This window comes from Nocardia sp. NPDC087230 (assembly GCF_044744725.1).
In the GTDB taxonomy this organism is placed as follows: Bacteria; Actinomycetota; Actinomycetes; order Mycobacteriales; family Mycobacteriaceae; genus Nocardia; species Nocardia canadensis.
On sequence record NZ_JBIUYV010000001.1, the window covers coordinates 654,759 to 669,617 of the forward strand.

Below are 14,859 nucleotides of genomic sequence, written 5' to 3' on the forward strand. Positions count from 1 at the left end.
GTCAACAGACTTTCACGACGGTGGTGGGTAGGACCGTGGCCTGCGCAAGGTGTGCCGGGGCCTAGCAGTTCATCCTCGGCACTGGGCTCGCCCCGGTGTGAAATTCGAGCAACTTTCAGCGAGCGTCAATGGATTTCGTGCATGATCCGGTGGTGCTAAGGGAAGGTGTACTGCTGCGCAGTGATCGACGCCTACTCTCGACGCATCGTCGGCTGGGCCATCGACTCTCGGCAGACCGCGTCGCTGGTGCTCAGCGCGCTAGACATGGCCATTGCGGCCCGTTCATCTGATGGGACGATCATCCACAGCGACCACGGCGCTCAGGGCGGATTCAACTGGTCGTCGCAACACGTGAATATTTCGGTGATTGTAAATGGTCGGCCATCGCCTCGGCCGGTGTTCGCCATCCGAGGACCTTCCGGGGACGAGTGTTGAGCGTGTGGGCGACCGCGGCAAGGTCGTCAGCGCTCCACCGGGACAGGTCGGTGCCCTTCGGAAAGTACTGTCGCAGAAGTGGAGTGGTCCCCGGAAGTTGGACACCGTAAGTAGGCGTCCATTCTTCAGGAGGCAGGCCGATGTACTCGGGAAGCACGTTGAGTCAGGCCGACGCCGTCTCGGCGATCGAACTGTTTGAACAGGGCTTCACCGCGAAGTCCGCGTCCCTGTCCCTTGACCTCGCCCCGAACCCTGTTCAAGTGTTGTACCAGCGATGGCAGCTGAGAGGACGGGACGCGCTGGTGACGAGGGAACGCAGGCAGTACGACTTCGGGACCAAGCTCGAGATCGTGCTCCGTCATGTTGCTGGCGAGTCGGGACGGGCTCTCGCCGAGGAATACGGGCTCCCCTCGCCCAGCACCGTCGCCAACTGGACGACCACCTATCGACGCGAGGGCGGAGGAGGGCTGCGCCCCAAGAGGCGGGGCCGGCCCCCGACCGATCGCGGAAACCCTGCACCGCAGAACGAGATCGAGACGCTGCGCAAGGAGAACGAGCGGTTGCGCGCAGAGGTCGCGTACCTGGGAAAATTGCGGGCCTTGAAGTCACAGGAACGACGCTGAAGGTTCAAGCCGTCGAAGACCTCAAGGCGCAGTACCCGCTGTCGCTCTTGCTGCAGATCGCGCACCTTCCCCGGTCGACGTTCTACGACCATCGGAACAGAATCGCCCGTCCGGATCGGCATGCTGAGCTGAAAGAAGCCATCCGTCAAGCCTTTGAAGAGGCAAGGCGCGCATACGGGCACCGGCGCATCCTGGCGATCCTGCTGCGGCGCGGATGGCGGGTGTCGAAGAAGACCGTGCTGAAACTGATGCGCACGCTCGGCCTGCAATGCCCTGTGCGCCGCCGGCGGAGATACAACTCCTTCCGGGGCGAGGTTGGCCAGGCGGCCGACAACGTGTTGAACCGCCAGTTCACCGCGGCGGTCAAGCACACCAAGTGGGTCACGGACGTGACCGAGTTCGTGATCGGGTCCTCCAAGGTGTATGTCTCGCCGGTCCTCGACCTCCACGACAACCGGGTCATCTCTGCCGCGGCCGGGCCATCGCCGAGCGTGAAGATGGTCACCGATGGCCTGCGCACCGCGATCGACAGCCTGCAGTCAGATGAGAAACCGCTGGTTCACTCTGATCAAGGATTCCAGTACCGCCACCCCCTCTGGCAGGACGCACTCCGCGAGGCCGGTCTCACACAATCCATGTCCAGAAAAGGCACGTGCCTCGACAACGCCGTCATGGAAGGATTCTTCAGCCATCTCAAAGAGGAGTGGTTCCGAATCCAGCAGCCCGCGACCGTTGACGAGTTCCACGCCGGACTGTCCGACTACCTGCAGTGGTGGAACACGACCCGCATCCAACAACGGCTCGGCTACCTCAGCCCCGACGAGTACCTGGCCCAAACCACCGCTGCAGCATAAGGTTTAATTCCAAGGTCCAACTTTCGGTGACCACTCCACTTCTGCGACAATACTTCCCGAAGGGTACTGACCTCTCGCGGTGGAGCAAGCGGGACCTGGCGGCGGTCGCTGACGCGCTCAACACACGACCGCGGAAGGTCCTCGGGTGGCGCACGCCGACCGAGGCGATGGAACAACATCTACAATCGCTTCAACAACGAAACGTTGCGTCGACCAGTTGAATTCGCCCTGCGAGCCACGGTCGCTGTGGAAGATGGTCTCACCGGTCCGGAACGGCAAATTACGTGCGGCCATACGGAGCGCGTCGGATACCAATTCCGTACGCATATGATCGGCCATCGAATACCCGACCACCTTTTTCGAAAAGCAGTCGAGCACGGTCGCCAAATACAGCCACCCTTCCCACGTGCGAATGTAGGTGATGTCGCCGACGAGTTTCGTCGCCGGTGCTTCGGCGGTGAAGTCGCGCCGCAGCAGGTCCGGCAGGTCCGCCGCGTCACCAGCGATCGTCGTCACCGGCCGCCACGGACGCGGCTGACAGGGCACCAGGCCCAGGCCCCGCATGACAGACCGCACCGTTTCCGGGTCCACCGCCGTGCCCCTACGTGCCAGCCAGGCGTGGATGCGCCGATACCCGTAGGTGCCGTCGGAATGCTCGAACGCGAATTGCACTTCGGCTTCCAAGATTTCACGGCGCTGCGCCGTCGCCGACGGTTCGCGAGTTTTCCAGTCGTAATAGCCGGACCGTGAAACATCCGACCACAGACACATGTCGGTGACATCGTGAATGCCTTCTTCGCTCGCAATGAGCTCGTACCGGATCGTCACCGGTATCTCGACGCGAAGAAGGCGCTCGCTTTTCCCATGAACTCCAGTTGCTCACGGAGCTTGCGGTTCTCTTTCTCCAATTCCCGCAGGCGGTCTCGCTCGCTCGTCGTCAACTCCGCACCCGCGGGCCGCTTCGCCCGATACGCCTTCACCCAATTCCGGACCGTCTGATCCGTCACCCCGCAATCGCGGGCCACATCCGCCACCGGCCGCGACTTTTCCACGACCTCGCGGGCCGCCGCTTCCCGGAACTCCGGGGTCAAATCACGCGACTTCTTCTGCGCCACAAACAACTCCGTCCAGTTGCCCAAATCATACTTTGGGTCGCTGTCCGACATCCTTCGGGCACCTCACACCTCGTTGCCGAACTGCCGCGTAACGCCACCGGCAAACTGCTCAAGACCGTACTGCGTGAGCAATACACCGGTGTCGCCGACGGCGTTGTGCACCGCTGAACAGAACCCTTGGTTAATGCCTGAAGACGAGCTCTTCCGCCCTTCGATATTGCACCCCACGACCACCGATGCGGGTCGTGGCCAACCTGATCCGGCAGTAGCAAGCCGCACACGTACACCTCGACGGTCCCGACCAGTATGAAGCAAGATGGGACAACACCTCGCTGCCCATTCCGGTCGATGGGTTGCCGATCACCCTGGCGCGCAGATGAGTCAGGCACCGGTGTCGTTCTTGGGAGCGACCGACTTCCTCGATATCGAGCACGAGTCCGTCCGGGCGTTCACCGCCGCCGCGATTGGGGATGCGAGCACCGACCAGGACAAGGCGAAGCGCCTCTTCGCCGCCGTCCGCGACCAGATCTGGTACGACCCCTATACGGTGTCCGACAATCCCGCGCACTATCGAGCGAGCTTTGTCCTCGAGACAGGGCGCGCCTATTGCGTCCCGAAGGCAGTGCTGTTGACCGCGGTGTGCCGTGCGGGAGGGATTCCGGCGCGGCTGGGCTTCGCTGACGTACGAAATCACCTGCAGACCGAAGCGTTACGAGCGCGGATGGGCGGCACGGACCTGTTCGTTTATCACGGCTACAGCCATCTCTACATCGACGGCCGGTGGTTGAAAGCGACGCCCGCGTTCAATACCGAGTTGTGTGCGCGTTTCGGTGTGCCGCCGGTGGATTTCGGCGGCGATCGCGACGCCCTCCTGCACGCCTTCACTGCCGACGGATCCCAGCATATGGAGTACGTCCGCGAGCGCGGCGTCTTCGACGACCTGCCTTTGAGCGTGATCCTGACCGAGCTTCGCCGTACCTATGGACCGCTGATCTTCAAGCGGCCCAACGTGATCGCTGACGCTTTCACCGGCGCACCCACCAGCTGCACCCAGCCCGACGGGATCTCCCGTGGTTCCCATTCACCTACGGAGGCCTGAAGAGTACGACGACCACAGCAGGTGTCTTGGACGTGCGCAACCCAGCCGACGACCGGCTGGTCGCGACCGTCGACGATCGCGAGACCGTAATCGCGTCGGCTACCGACCTCCGCCACGCCCGGGTCGCGTGGGCCGAAGCTGGCCCGCGGCAACACGCCACATCGCTGGCGGGACTGAATCCTGGTTCACACCGACGAGCTCACCGACCTGCTGCAAGCCGAAACGCAGGCCCTACCTGGACGGAGCCTTCGAAACCCATCGTCCGTTCATATGCCGAGGAGGATGTCACCTGCCCCGCCGTTCAGGTGCGTTCCACATTGGGTGGCTGCCAGCCGGTATCGGTCGGGATGTATTGCCGAAGAATGAGATTGAAGGGGCTGGCGGGCGCGGGGAGCCAGTTGGCCAGGGCGGCCGGGTCAGTCGGATCGGTTAGGAACGCGGAGATGGTGATGTCGACCGAGCCGTCGGGATTTCGGTGCAGTGCGGGTTCGTCGCCGCCGAGTGCGTACCGGCCGAGGGGGTTGGCGACGAGGAAGTTGTCGGTGTCGTACATCGAGATCGACCACCACCCGCCCTGGGCTCGTTCGACCGGGACCAACGGATCCCCGGCGGGCAGGTGCACCCTGTAGGTGGCGCGGCCGTCCAGCGGTGTTCCGGTGCGGTCGATGTCGGTCAGGAAGTATCGGGATTCGGCCTGTTCGTTCGCGGCGAGACCGTACTTCGCTGTGGCCGCGCGCTGCAGGTAGTCGGTGCCGTAATGGCCTGCCGCGGTGAGTGTTTGCCACTGGCCGGCAGTGCTGAAGGCCGTCTTGTAGGCCCCGTCGAGCCTGGCCTGCCCGGCCCGCACTCCAGCGTCGAGCGTTTCCCGGTTCGGGCCGGTGCTCGGGGTGGCGCCGGGTGTGACGCCGAGGGTGGCCAGCGAGTCGAGCATGTCGGAGTCGGGGGCGGGGTCGGCGGCGAGCACGTCGGCAAGTTCATCGAAGAAGCCAGGGCCGGCGGAGGCGGGATTCTGCGGATCGCCGCCGGTGCATGGTTGCTGGCGCAGGCGCGGCGGCGGTACGCCGACAGCGGCGGGGGTCACCGACAGGGTGTATCCGCGCTGCACGGTCATCGCGTCCGGTTGCGCGGTTCCGGCGATGCCGGTGCGGCCGAGCATCCACACGTCCCAGGTGCTGGCCCGCAGCAGGTGGCTACCCTCGGGCGTCGGTCCGGTGTACCCGGGCGGGACGATGGTCGCGGTCGCGCCCGCGGTGCCGGTGGTGCGGGTGCCGATATTGCCGATCACCTCGGTGTACATGTCAAGAAATTGCAGGTCGGCGTATCGGCCGCCGGTGTCGGGGTAGGACACGGTCACCGGCCCGTCGCGCAGATCGAGGAAGGCGTTGGTGTAGAGAGTGTCGGTGTTCGGGGCGACGACCGCGCGGATCAACGGGTTCATCGGGATCGGAATGTTCGCCACGGTGTTCGGTGCCCGCCCGCACAGCAGTTCGGCGCGGGTCCGGGCCATGACGACCGGCGCGTACCCGAACAGGTAGGCCTGTTCGGCCATCTCCAGCGTGGCGTTGTCGGTGTCCGCGCACGCCACACCGGGTGCGATGACACCCAGGAACCCGGTCGCGGCCGCGATGAGGAGCACGGCGGCTTTCGATACGGAATGTGTTGGCACGCTCGACCTCCGAGTTCGGCGATGATCAAGCAATGGTCTCCCGCCTCGACCCGATCCTGGAACGCAGCGGCAGCGAGAACCCGGGAGGGCGGCACCACCATGGCACCTGCTGGCGACTCGGCCCCTGGCTAAACTGTCAGCGCGAGTCTCAACGTTCGACCGGCACGCGACGCTCATCGGTTCGGACCGGTTCGGTCGCGCAGGGCGATGAGTCCGCCGAGGGTGCCGAGGTAGGCCGCTCCGTCCGGGCCGAGGGCCAGGCCCGCGTAGTGATTGTTGTACAGCGGGCCCGAGCCCGCGAGCCGGCGCCACACCATTTCCCCGGTGCGGAAGTCGAGGGCGGTCCAATACCAGGGGTCGGTCGGTTCGGTGCCCTTGGTGTAGGTGTAGACGAGCCCGGTGGCCAGCGAGAGTTTGGGTACCACGCTCGGGGCCGCGACCGTGGTGTTGGTCCACACCAGGTGGCAGCCGTCGCCGCCGGAGTTGATGTCGACGCGGGCGAATCCGGCGGTGGTGGTCTTGCCGAACGTAGTCGCCGTAGGTCCGGCGTATCCGTAGTTGTTCTCCACGATCAGCGAGCGCCCGGCACCGATGAGGGTGTTCTCGGTGGCGCTCGCGCCGGGCGAGAAGACCGGCACCGAACACACTTCCCGTTGCTGTGCCGCCGGGTCGGTGCGGTAGACCACGACGTTCATGGGGTCGGCGTTGTCGGTGATGGCCACGTATCCACCCGGCAGGACGGTGGGAGTGGTGCCGGTGCCGTCGTCGACCTGGCCGGGTTTGGACTGTCCGCTGTTTGCGTAGGTGACGCGCCAGGTGATCTCGGGCACCGCGTCGGGCCCGGGGTCCAGGCGGAACAGTTCCCGGTTGGTGGCGATGTAGGCCTCGCCGTCTGTGCCTACCGCGAAGGAGTTCTGGATCTGGCCGTCGGAACCGTTGCCCAGCCGCAGGGTCCGTGCCGCGCCGGTGTCGGGATCGAGGATGCCGACGACCCCGTTGGTCTTGGCCGCGAACCACATTCGCCCGTCGGTGCCCGGCAGCACCGAGTTGAGGGTTTCGCCCGCGCGCAATGTCTCGGTCAGATCGTAGTCGTGCTCCACGGTGAATCCGTCGGCGCTCGGGGTTTGCGCGAACACCCGCACGTGTCCGTCGCCGGTCCCGACCACGGCTCGATCATGATTGTCGAGATAGAAGTAGGCGCCGCCGCTGAAGTCGGTGGATCCGGCGAGGGCAGCCTCGGCGTCCAGCCCGCGCCGCGGAATCGGGTGGCTGCCGAGGACTCGCATGGTCGCCGGGTCGATCAGGTACAGGCCCGTGTTCGCGCCGAGGCAGGTGGTGACGATTCGCCCCGCCCGATCGAAGGCGAGGGATGCGCATTCACCGCCCAGCAGCAGCGAATCAACGCCGGTGTCGTGTCCGAGGGGGCCGGGACGAGTGTAGGTGTCGGTCATCCACCCGTCGTTGTGGATACCCGCGTCACCGGCTGGCGCCAAGCCCGCCAGCTGGGGCGTAGCGGGCACGTCGGTGAGGGGCCGCGCGGTCGCCGGAGTCCCGAGGAAATCGCTGCCGGGCGGTGACGGAAGGCTGGGTATCGGCGCGCCGTTCGCCGTGCTCGTGCCGATCATGAGCGCTGCGGGCAGCAGCCCGATGGTGAACAGTCCCCGGGTTCGCGACCGGCGTCGGCCGCGGCCGGTCGCGTCGGGTGTGTGATTGTGTGTCATTGTCCTCGTCTTGATTGTCGGTACTGGCTACGCACCGGTCCCGAGAGGTGTTCGGTCAGCGGCAGGACTGGGAGGAGCAGGAGTTCAGGGCGGCGAGGCGGCGGTCGAGGTCGTCGACGATCTCGGTGTGGGCGGCGCGGCCCGCGTCGGTCTTGATGAGGTTGGTCAGCTGGTAGGGGTCGGTGTCCAGGTCGTAGAGTTCGTATTCGCGTTCTTCGAGGGGACGTTCACGCTCGTACCAGCGCACGTACAGGTACCGGCCGGTGCGCACCGCACTCCAGGACGGCATGTCGAACGCGTACATGGCGGGGGTCTCGGTGCCGGGGATCTGCTCCTGAATGATGCCGTCGCGGCCGTCGAAGCCCGCGCCGCCGTATTCGGCCAGGAAGTCCTCTCGCCACCCGGTGTTGTCACCGGCCAGGGCCGGGACGAGCGAGCGGCCGTCGACGTGACCGGGGATGTCGATGCCGGCCCAGTCGAACAGCGTGGGGGCAAGGTCGATCGACAGCCCCATCGCGTCGCTGCGGCCGGACGAGATACCCGGCCCGGCGATGGCGAGCGGCACCCGCATGGACTCCTCGTAGGGGGCCATTTTCTGGGTGAGCCGGTGGGCGCCGAGGCTGTAGCCGTTGTCGGAGGTGAACACGAGGTAGGTGTTGTCCAGTTCGCCGGTCGCGGCGAGGGTGTCGACGATGTCGGCCACCATCTCGTCCAGGGCCTTCAGTGAACCCAGGCGGTTGGTGTAGTCGATGTCGTTGGTGGCGGCGATGGTAGCCGCGCGCGCCGCGGCGGTGTCGACGAGCCAGGAGGGCTTGTCGGACACGTCAGCTTCCTGGTAGTTCGGTGAGCGCGGCGCGGCGGTGGGGCGGGTCTCGGGGAGATGGCGGGGTGCGGGCGGGATCGGGAAGTGCGGGGCGGTGGACAGGGCGTACCAGAAGAACGGCTGCTCCGACGCGGCGGCGGCGGTGATGAATTCGCGTGACTTGCTCGCGATGACGTCGGTCTGGTAGTCGGCCGGTGTCACACCGTATTTGACGAAGGTGCCGTTCTCGTTGAGGGTGTAGTTGTAGCCGGAGTACAGGAAGTTGTCGACTCCGGCGTTCCAGTCGTCCCAGCCGGGTGGGATGTGGCCGGGGTCGTTCTCGAGACCGTTCATGTACTTGCCGGCCATGCCGGTCCGGTAACCCGCGTCGTGGAGCACGGTGGCGATGGTGTGGTCCTCGTTGCCGTTGTCGCGGAAGGACTCGAAGCCGCCGACCGGTCCGGCGTTGGTGAGTACACCGGTGTTGTGGCCGTACTGACCGGTGAGGATGGACGAGCGGGCCGCGCAGCAGATCGGCATGGGCGCGAAGCTCTCGGTGAACTCCATACCGCGGTCACGGATCAGTGCGGCGGTGCGCGGCATCGCCTCCCACACCGGCGTGGCGGTCGCGTCCAGGTCGTCGGCGAGGATCATCACGATATTCGGCCGCGCGTCGACACGCTCGGGTGCGGCCGACGCCGCGGACAGGCCGCCGGTCACCGCCAGCAGCGTCGCCGCCGCGGCGGTCAGTGATCGTCGCAGTGCACGGCTGGAATACATGGAGAACTCCTGTATCGGATTGTTTCAGTGGACGGATTCTTCCGAATCGGGTGTCACTACTCCCGTTGACGGTAATTCGCCAGGCGTGAACATTGCGACACGGTGCAGCGGTTCCTCATCGATTCCTCATCGTCGCCACCGGAACTGTACTGGGCATTCGGCGAACATTCGCGACCAGAGGTGGTCCGGTCGTATTCAGGGCGGGTGCTCTCCATCAAACCCTGTTGATCGGCAACATGTTTCGATCGGGCCGTGGATCGAGTCGCAGCATTCGAGCCGGTGTCGGATGAAGGTTCGGTGAGGACGATGAGCACTCGATGAGAGAACACAGTGGACTGTTTCCGCATGCTCTCACCGTGCCTATCGTCGGTCTCAGTCCTTCACGATCCGGTATTCGTTCACCGATCAAATTTCAGGTGTGGAGGACGGCCAACGAAAGGACATCTGGTTATGAGTCAGCATCGAAAGCAGCGCAATTCCGGACGGCGGCTGGCGGTCCGCGTGGCGGCCGTCGGCGCGCTGGCGGCGATTCCGCTCGCGGCCTTCTCCGGCACCGCGTCGGCCGTCGATCCGGGTCCGGGCATCGGGGTGGACGGTCCGGGTGTGTTGGTCCCGCGCCCGGACACGGATCCGGGGCTCGGTGTGGGTGTGCCCGGCCCGGGAGTGTTCCAGGAACGGCCAACCGATCCCGGACCCGGCATCGGCGTCGACGGCCCCGGCGTGTTCGTCCCGCGAGCCAAGCCGGTGCTCGATCCGGGTCCGGGCATCGGAGTACCGGGTCCCGGCGTGTTCGTCCCCCGCACCGGCTCGGCGGATCTGGGCGCACCGGGCCTGGGCCTGCTGCCAGGCCTGGGATTCGGACTGCCGGGAATCCCGGGACACCCGTTCCTGCGGTGACTGTTCTGATCCCGCGCCGCTGAGGCGACGGTCGGGCCACACCGAACCGCAGGGGTGCGGTCCGACCGTCGCCGCGAGTCTGACACCGTTGCTGGCCCGCCGCCGGTCCGGCAGTGGTCAGCAACGGTCGATGAACTCGCAAGGGCGGGGACGCGGCGACGGCCGCAAGGTGATATCGACGTCTGGGCGTTGGACGGTGATCTCGATGCGCGGCGGCACCGGCGTCTCCCCGGCCGGCGCTGTCGGCTCCGGCGGCGGTGGCGGCGGCTCGCTGCCGCGATCGAGCGCTTCCTGCCGTGTCGCGCATTCGCCGATCAGACCCGACCGCGCCTGCCATGCCTCGTCCTCCGCCGCCGCGATGGCATCGCGATAGCCGCGATCGGGTTCGGGCAAGGCCGCCGAGTCGGCGGCGGCCTGGTCGCGCACCGGGGCCGCGGCCGCGCTGTGGTCGACCGGTGGATCCAGTCGTGCGCGGCCGGTGCGCACCAGAACCTCGTTGACGCTCGCTTCGGCCGACCGATCCGGTCCGGTGGCGTGGACGAAGGCGGTGAGATCGTGACCCTGTTCGGCGGGTACATTCGATCGCACCAGCGTCACCTCGGTGCCGACCGGCGCCAACTCGGCCAGACCGGAGGTGTAGGCGGCGACGCCGCCGGAGACGCAGTCGACGGCGGTGATGCCGGCCAGCGCCACCGTCACCGGCCGCGCGAGGCCGATATCGACCGCCAGATCGGTGGCTCCGGCCGCGGATATCCGTCCGGGCAGCACGGCATCGGACGGGATCTCGAACGCGGTGTCGGGCGCGGCGACATCGGTGCCGGGAGCGCACGCGGCCAGCACCATCCCCACCGCGGCGGCAGCGAGGATACGGCGGGCACATGCGTCGGCGAACGCCACAGTCAACCTCCGGGATGAGTTCGCTGCCGAAGCGTACGGACGCGGCGCGAACCCGGTCAACCGTTCTCACCGTTTTCTCATCGTCACCGCCGATGTGCGGGCACCACGCTCCGGTCGGCCGGTCGGACTGCTAGCGTGCCGCTGTCCCCCATCCGCCGTTCACTCGTACCGCAACCCGGAGGGAAGTCACCGTGACATCGGCCGACGTCAGCCGCGAGCACTGTGTCCTGGTCGTCGACGACGACCACAACGTGCGTGAATCACTGCAGCGCGGACTCGAGCTGTCCGGGTTCGCGGTGCTCACCGCCGGCGACGGCGCCCAGGCGATCCGGTCCTGCACCGAGCACAATCCCGATGTGATCGTGCTCGACATGCAGATGCCACGCCTGAGCGGGCTCGGCGTGATCACCGCCCTGCGAGCGGCTGGCAACGATGTCCCGATCTGTGTGCTCAGCGCCCACAGCGCCCCCGATGACCGGATCATGGGCCTGCAAGCCGGCGCCGACGACTACCTGGTTAAACCGTTCGTCTTCGACGAACTCACCGCGCGGCTGCACGCCCTGCTGCGCCGCTATCGCGGGCCCCGGCCCGAGGCCGCACGCGTCGAACCGTTGACCGTGGGCTCGCTGCACATCGATGCCGCCGGCCGCCGCGTCCGCCGGGCGGGCCGGGAACTCGACCTCACCCGCCGCGAATACGAACTGCTCACCGTGCTCGCCGCGGGCCACGACGTCGTGCAGTCCCGCGAGCAGCTGCTCGCCACCGTATGGGGCTACACCTTCGACACCGACACCAACGTCGTCGACGTGTTCGTCGGATACCTGCGCCGCAAACTCGAGGCCGCCGGCGAACCCCGCATCATCCACACCGTCCGTGGCGTGGGCTACGTCCTGCGGGCCGACTGATCGCCATGCCCATACTGTCACTGCGCACCCGCGTCGCCCTGGCGACCGGTCTCGGCGCCCTGGTCATCGCGGCCGTACTCGTCGTGGCCGTCTCCTTCCTCGTCGCCCGCAACAATATCGATCACCTCGATGACCAGCTCGACACCGCCGTCGACCTCATCGAGCTCAACGCCGACACCGTCGGATTGTTCCTGGGCCGCGTCGGTGACGCCGGCGCCTTCGCCGTCACGCTGCGCGACCACGGCGTCGTCGTCGCCTCCACCACCACCCAGCTCCCCGAACTGCCCGACGGCTACACCACCCGCGACCTCGGCGGCATCCGCTACCGCATCCGCACCGACACCATCGGCGCGAGCACCGGCCGACCCCGCACCGTCGCGGTGGCCGCTCCCACCGCCCGCGCCCAGACCGTCACCCGAACCCAGCAACAACGCGTGCTGGCCACCGGCACCGCGGCCGTCCTGGTCGCGACCGGCATCGGCTGGGCGCTCGGCGGCAGGGCCGTGCGGCCCCTCGTCGAGCTGACCCGCCGCATCAGCGCCGGCACGCCGACCCCCGACCTCACCCACGCCGGCGGCGGCGTCCGGGAGGCACGTCAACTGTCGACCGCGGTCACCGATATGCTCGGGCGCGTCAATCACGCGAACGACCAGCGAGAATCAGCGCTCGAGACGGCCCGCACCTTCGCCTCCACCGCCGCGCACGAACTCCGCACGCCCCTCACCGCGATCCGCACCGACCTCGAAGTCATGCGCGGACTGGACCTTCCCCGCCCTCAGCGCATCGATCTGATCGGCGACATCCTGCGCAAACAGAGCGGTATCGAGGCCACCCTCACCGCCCTCGAACAGCTGGCCTCCGGCGAACTCGCCCGCGACGACCAACGCAGCACCGTCGACCTCATCGATATCGCCGACGAAGCCGCCCGCGACGCCCGCCGCCACCATCCCGCCGCCACCATCGACGTCCGCAGCGAACCACCCCTGCCCGTGCGCGGACTGCCCAGCGGACTGCGCCTGATACTCGACAACGCCATCACCAACGCCGTCAAACACGGCCACGCCACCACCATCCACGTCACCGCCCACCGCCACGGCAACCGCGTCATCCTCACCATCGACGACAACGGCACCGGAATCCCGCCCGACGAACGCGACGCGGTCTTCCAACGCTTCTACCGCGGCAGCAACGCCACCCGCGACGGCTCCGGTCTCGGCCTCGCCCTCATCGCCCAACAAGCCCAACTCCACCACGGCCGAGCCCTCCTCACCGACAGCCCACTCGGGGGTGCTCGCCTCACGATCGATATCGACCCCGACCATCCCCCGGACGCCCCACCTGACCGGTCGTGACCTCGATATCTGCGCGATCACGAGCATCAGGCCGCGTCCGCAGGACGGAATCGGTTCAGTGACCGTGGTCCGAGCCGCTCACACAACCGACCACCGCACAGCTTCTGGTCGGCGAGCTGGTAGAAGGGTCCATCAAAACTGAGGTAGCGCGCCGAGGATGCGTCTACAGGATCGGAGCCATATGATCTCCGGCCAGCGAATCCGCGATGGCGATCTGTGCCGCACTGGGTAAGGTGTGTACGATCGCCCGAACCCGTTCCTTGCGGCGCTGTACAGCCTGGCGCGTGGGCAAACCTGGCGTGGCCTGCATTTGCGCGATAATGCCCTCGATTTCTTCGGCGCCACCGTGATGATGGCCCGCCTCGACCAGGGCCTGCTCTTGTGCTATCTGCGACTCGTCCTTCTCCTCGGACATACCGATCGGGCCGATCATGCGACCGTTGAGGAACTGCTTGACCACCGGATCGTCGCTGGTCAGCAATACTTCTCGCGGACCGAAAAGCACCAGTCCGCGCCGAAACAGCATCCCGATATTATCCGGTACCGTTCGAGCCAGATTGATGTTGTGGGTCACGATCAGGATTGTTGCGTCGATCTGAGCGTTGATATCAATCAATAGCTGAGACAGATAAGATGTTCGGACCGGATCGAGGCCCGAGTCGGGCTCGTCAACTAAGATTATCTGGGGGTCCAGCACCAGCGCTCGCGCCAGACCAGCCCGTTTGCGCATGCCTCCCGAGATTTCACCCGGTAGTTTCCATTCGGCCCCCACCAAACCTGTCATCTCCAGCTTCTCCATCACAATATTACGTATTTGCGTTTCCGTCTTTTTCGTGTGTTCGCGTAACGGGAAGGCGATATTGTCGAACAAGTGCATGGAGCCGAACAGTGCGCCATCCTGGAAGAGCACACCGAACAGCTTTCGGATCTCATAGAGCTCCTTGCTGGAGCAGGTAGTGATATCTGTTCCATCGATATAGATTGAACCTTGTTCGGGACGCAGCAAACCGATCAGCGCCTTCAGGAAGACCGACTTACCTGTGCCGGAAGGTCCGAGCAAAGCGCTGACCTCACCTGCGGGAAGCGTCATCGACACATCTCGCCAAATCACTTGCGATCCGAACTTTTTCGAAATTCCGACAGTCTCGACTACTACACCCATTATTCCTCACTGAATTCTCTGGTTTTGTATTCCGAGCCACATCAGATTGGTTTCATGTCGACGATCAGCCAGCGGCTACCTATCCGTTCGACGGTAACTCGGACGCGACTGCCGTCGATCTTGGTTTCCGGTTGCTCCGCGCTTGTAGTCGACTGGTTGACGAAGAGGAGAAGTTCGGCCCGATCCGGGCGAGCATCGATTACCGAACTCCCCACCACGTCGGCATTTGTCACAACCTGCCGCTTCTGCGCGGACGGCACGATCACCTGACGGCTCACTTCTTCGAACTGCGGGCGGAATTCGCCGCCGAGACTATCGAGCACACTCGTAAAGTGCTGTTCGACGTTCCGGTGGTCGTAGGACAGAATCTGCGAAACCGTCTCGACGGCGAAATCACGGGCCTCACGCCCGGCGCGGTCAGCGGCCCGTGCGTCGCTCGCGCCGACGGTGGTGACAGCAGCGGCCGATACCAGGCATACGGCGAGCAGGGCTGTCACCAGGATCGCTGGTCGGCTGGCGCTGATCCGAGCCAGGCTGAATCGGTGCCGTGA

12 protein-coding genes and 5 pseudogenes are annotated in these 14,859 nt (G+C 65.9%); 8 read left to right on the plus strand and 9 right to left on the minus strand.

Annotated elements, in window-relative coordinates; all coding sequences use genetic code 11:
• Positions 1-159 precede the first annotated feature (159 nt).
• Positions 160-324: pseudogene (locus tag ACIO52_RS03090) on the plus strand (DDE-type integrase/transposase/recombinase); the annotation flags it as partial.
• Positions 325-331: 7 nt separating this feature from the next.
• Here the strand turns inward: ACIO52_RS03090 and ACIO52_RS03095 are convergent.
• Positions 332-523: pseudogene (locus ACIO52_RS03095) on the minus strand (IS30 family transposase); the annotation flags it as partial.
• A gap of 52 nt (positions 524-575) precedes the next feature.
• On the opposite strand from ACIO52_RS03095, the pseudogene ACIO52_RS03100 reads away from it, so the two are divergent.
• The 3 genes and pseudogenes from ACIO52_RS03100 to ACIO52_RS03110 form a co-directional block, all read left to right on the plus strand.
• Positions 576-866, plus strand: a pseudogene (locus ACIO52_RS03100) (hypothetical protein); the annotation flags it as partial.
• Complete coding sequence (locus ACIO52_RS03105; RefSeq protein ID WP_402642138.1) at positions 866-1,912, plus strand: IS3 family transposase; 1,047 nt, start codon at positions 866-868, stop codon at positions 1,910-1,912. The pseudogene ACIO52_RS03100 and the gene ACIO52_RS03105, both read left to right, overlap by 1 nt.
• A gap of 29 nt (positions 1,913-1,941) precedes the next feature.
• Positions 1,942-2,133, plus strand: a pseudogene (locus ACIO52_RS03110) (IS30 family transposase); the annotation flags it as partial.
• Between the two features lie 19 nt (positions 2,134-2,152).
• Here ACIO52_RS03110 and ACIO52_RS03115 read toward each other — a convergent pair.
• Positions 2,153-2,740: pseudogene (locus ACIO52_RS03115) on the minus strand (IS3 family transposase); the annotation flags it as partial.
• Positions 2,737-3,078 (minus strand): transposase, encoded by a 342-nt coding sequence (locus ACIO52_RS03120; RefSeq protein ID WP_402641249.1) that lies wholly within the window; start codon positions 3,076-3,078, stop codon positions 2,737-2,739. The pseudogene ACIO52_RS03115 and the gene ACIO52_RS03120, both read right to left, overlap by 4 nt.
• Positions 3,079-3,403: 325 nt before the next feature.
• On the opposite strand from ACIO52_RS03120, the gene ACIO52_RS03125 reads away from it, so the two are divergent.
• Entirely contained in the window at positions 3,404-4,126 is a 723-nt protein-coding gene (locus ACIO52_RS03125; protein WP_402641251.1) for a transglutaminase-like domain-containing protein, read from the plus strand.
• A gap of 301 nt (positions 4,127-4,427) precedes the next feature.
• Here the strand turns inward: ACIO52_RS03125 and ACIO52_RS03130 are convergent, their stop codons facing one another.
• The 3 genes from ACIO52_RS03130 to ACIO52_RS03140 all read right to left on the minus strand — a co-directional run bounded on the left by ACIO52_RS03130 (position 4,428) and on the right by ACIO52_RS03140 (position 9,095).
• Entirely contained in the window at positions 4,428-5,792 is a 1,365-nt protein-coding gene (locus tag ACIO52_RS03130) for a DUF1254 domain-containing protein (protein ID WP_402641254.1), read from the minus strand.
• Positions 5,793-5,965: 173 nt separating this feature from the next.
• Entirely contained in the window at positions 5,966-7,513 is a 1,548-nt protein-coding gene (locus ACIO52_RS03135; protein WP_402641256.1) for a hypothetical protein, read from the minus strand.
• Between the two features lie 55 nt (positions 7,514-7,568).
• The gene (locus ACIO52_RS03140) at positions 7,569-9,095 is read right to left on the minus strand and encodes a sulfatase (RefSeq protein WP_402641259.1); all 1,527 of its coding nucleotides are present in this window, start codon (positions 9,093-9,095) and stop codon (positions 7,569-7,571) included.
• Positions 9,096-9,545: 450 nt separating this feature from the next.
• Here ACIO52_RS03140 and ACIO52_RS03145 point away from each other — a divergent pair, with 450 nt between their 5' ends.
• Positions 9,546-9,992: a hypothetical protein gene (locus ACIO52_RS03145; RefSeq protein WP_402641262.1), complete on the plus strand. Its 447-nt coding sequence runs from the start codon at positions 9,546-9,548 to the stop codon at positions 9,990-9,992.
• A 117-nt stretch (positions 9,993-10,109) separates the two neighbouring features.
• On the opposite strand, the gene ACIO52_RS03150 is transcribed toward ACIO52_RS03145, so the two are convergent.
• Positions 10,110-10,889 carry a hypothetical protein gene (locus ACIO52_RS03150; RefSeq protein ID WP_402641265.1) on the minus strand — a complete coding sequence of 260 codons (780 nt, stop codon included), beginning with the start codon at positions 10,887-10,889 and terminating at the stop codon, positions 10,110-10,112.
• A 191-nt stretch (positions 10,890-11,080) separates the two neighbouring features.
• On the opposite strand from ACIO52_RS03150, the gene ACIO52_RS03155 reads away from it, so the two are divergent.
• On the plus strand, positions 11,081-11,794 hold the full coding sequence (locus ACIO52_RS03155) for a response regulator transcription factor (protein ID WP_402641268.1): 714 nt from the start codon (positions 11,081-11,083) through the stop codon (positions 11,792-11,794).
• A gap of 5 nt (positions 11,795-11,799) precedes the next feature.
• Positions 11,800-13,146, plus strand: a complete 1,347-nt coding sequence (locus ACIO52_RS03160; RefSeq protein WP_402641270.1) for a sensor histidine kinase — start codon at positions 11,800-11,802, stop codon at positions 13,144-13,146.
• A gap of 163 nt (positions 13,147-13,309) precedes the next feature.
• Here the strand turns inward: ACIO52_RS03160 and ACIO52_RS03165 are convergent, their stop codons facing one another.
• Together ACIO52_RS03165 and ACIO52_RS03170 are read right to left on the minus strand one after the other, a co-directional pair.
• A complete protein-coding gene (locus ACIO52_RS03165) occupies positions 13,310-14,308 on the minus strand; it encodes an ABC transporter ATP-binding protein (protein WP_402641273.1) in 999 nt (332 codons plus the stop codon).
• Positions 14,309-14,349: 41 nt separating this feature from the next.
• A complete protein-coding gene (locus tag ACIO52_RS03170) occupies positions 14,350-14,805 on the minus strand; it encodes a hypothetical protein (protein WP_402641276.1) in 456 nt (151 codons plus the stop codon).
• Positions 14,806-14,859: the final 54 nt, after the last annotated feature.

Excerpts from the sequence above, each read along its gene's own strand:
- ACIO52_RS03120 (WP_402641249.1), bottom strand. The coding sequence starts at position 3,078 with ATGTCGGACAGCGACCCAAAGTATGATTTGGGCAACTGGACGGAGTTG.
- ACIO52_RS03125 (WP_402641251.1), top strand. The coding sequence starts at position 3,404 with ATGAGTCAGGCACCGGTGTCGTTCTTGGGAGCGACCGACTTCCTCGAT.
- ACIO52_RS03135 (WP_402641256.1), bottom strand. The coding sequence starts at position 7,513 with ATGACACACAATCACACACCCGACGCGACCGGCCGCGGCCGACGCCGG.
- ACIO52_RS03140 (WP_402641259.1), bottom strand. The coding sequence starts at position 9,095 with ATGTATTCCAGCCGTGCACTGCGACGATCACTGACCGCCGCGGCGGCG.
- ACIO52_RS03145 (WP_402641262.1), top strand. The coding sequence starts at position 9,546 with ATGAGTCAGCATCGAAAGCAGCGCAATTCCGGACGGCGGCTGGCGGTC.
- ACIO52_RS03160 (WP_402641270.1), top strand. The coding sequence starts at position 11,800 with ATGCCCATACTGTCACTGCGCACCCGCGTCGCCCTGGCGACCGGTCTC.
- ACIO52_RS03165 (WP_402641273.1), bottom strand. The coding sequence starts at position 14,308 with ATGGGTGTAGTAGTCGAGACTGTCGGAATTTCGAAAAAGTTCGGATCG.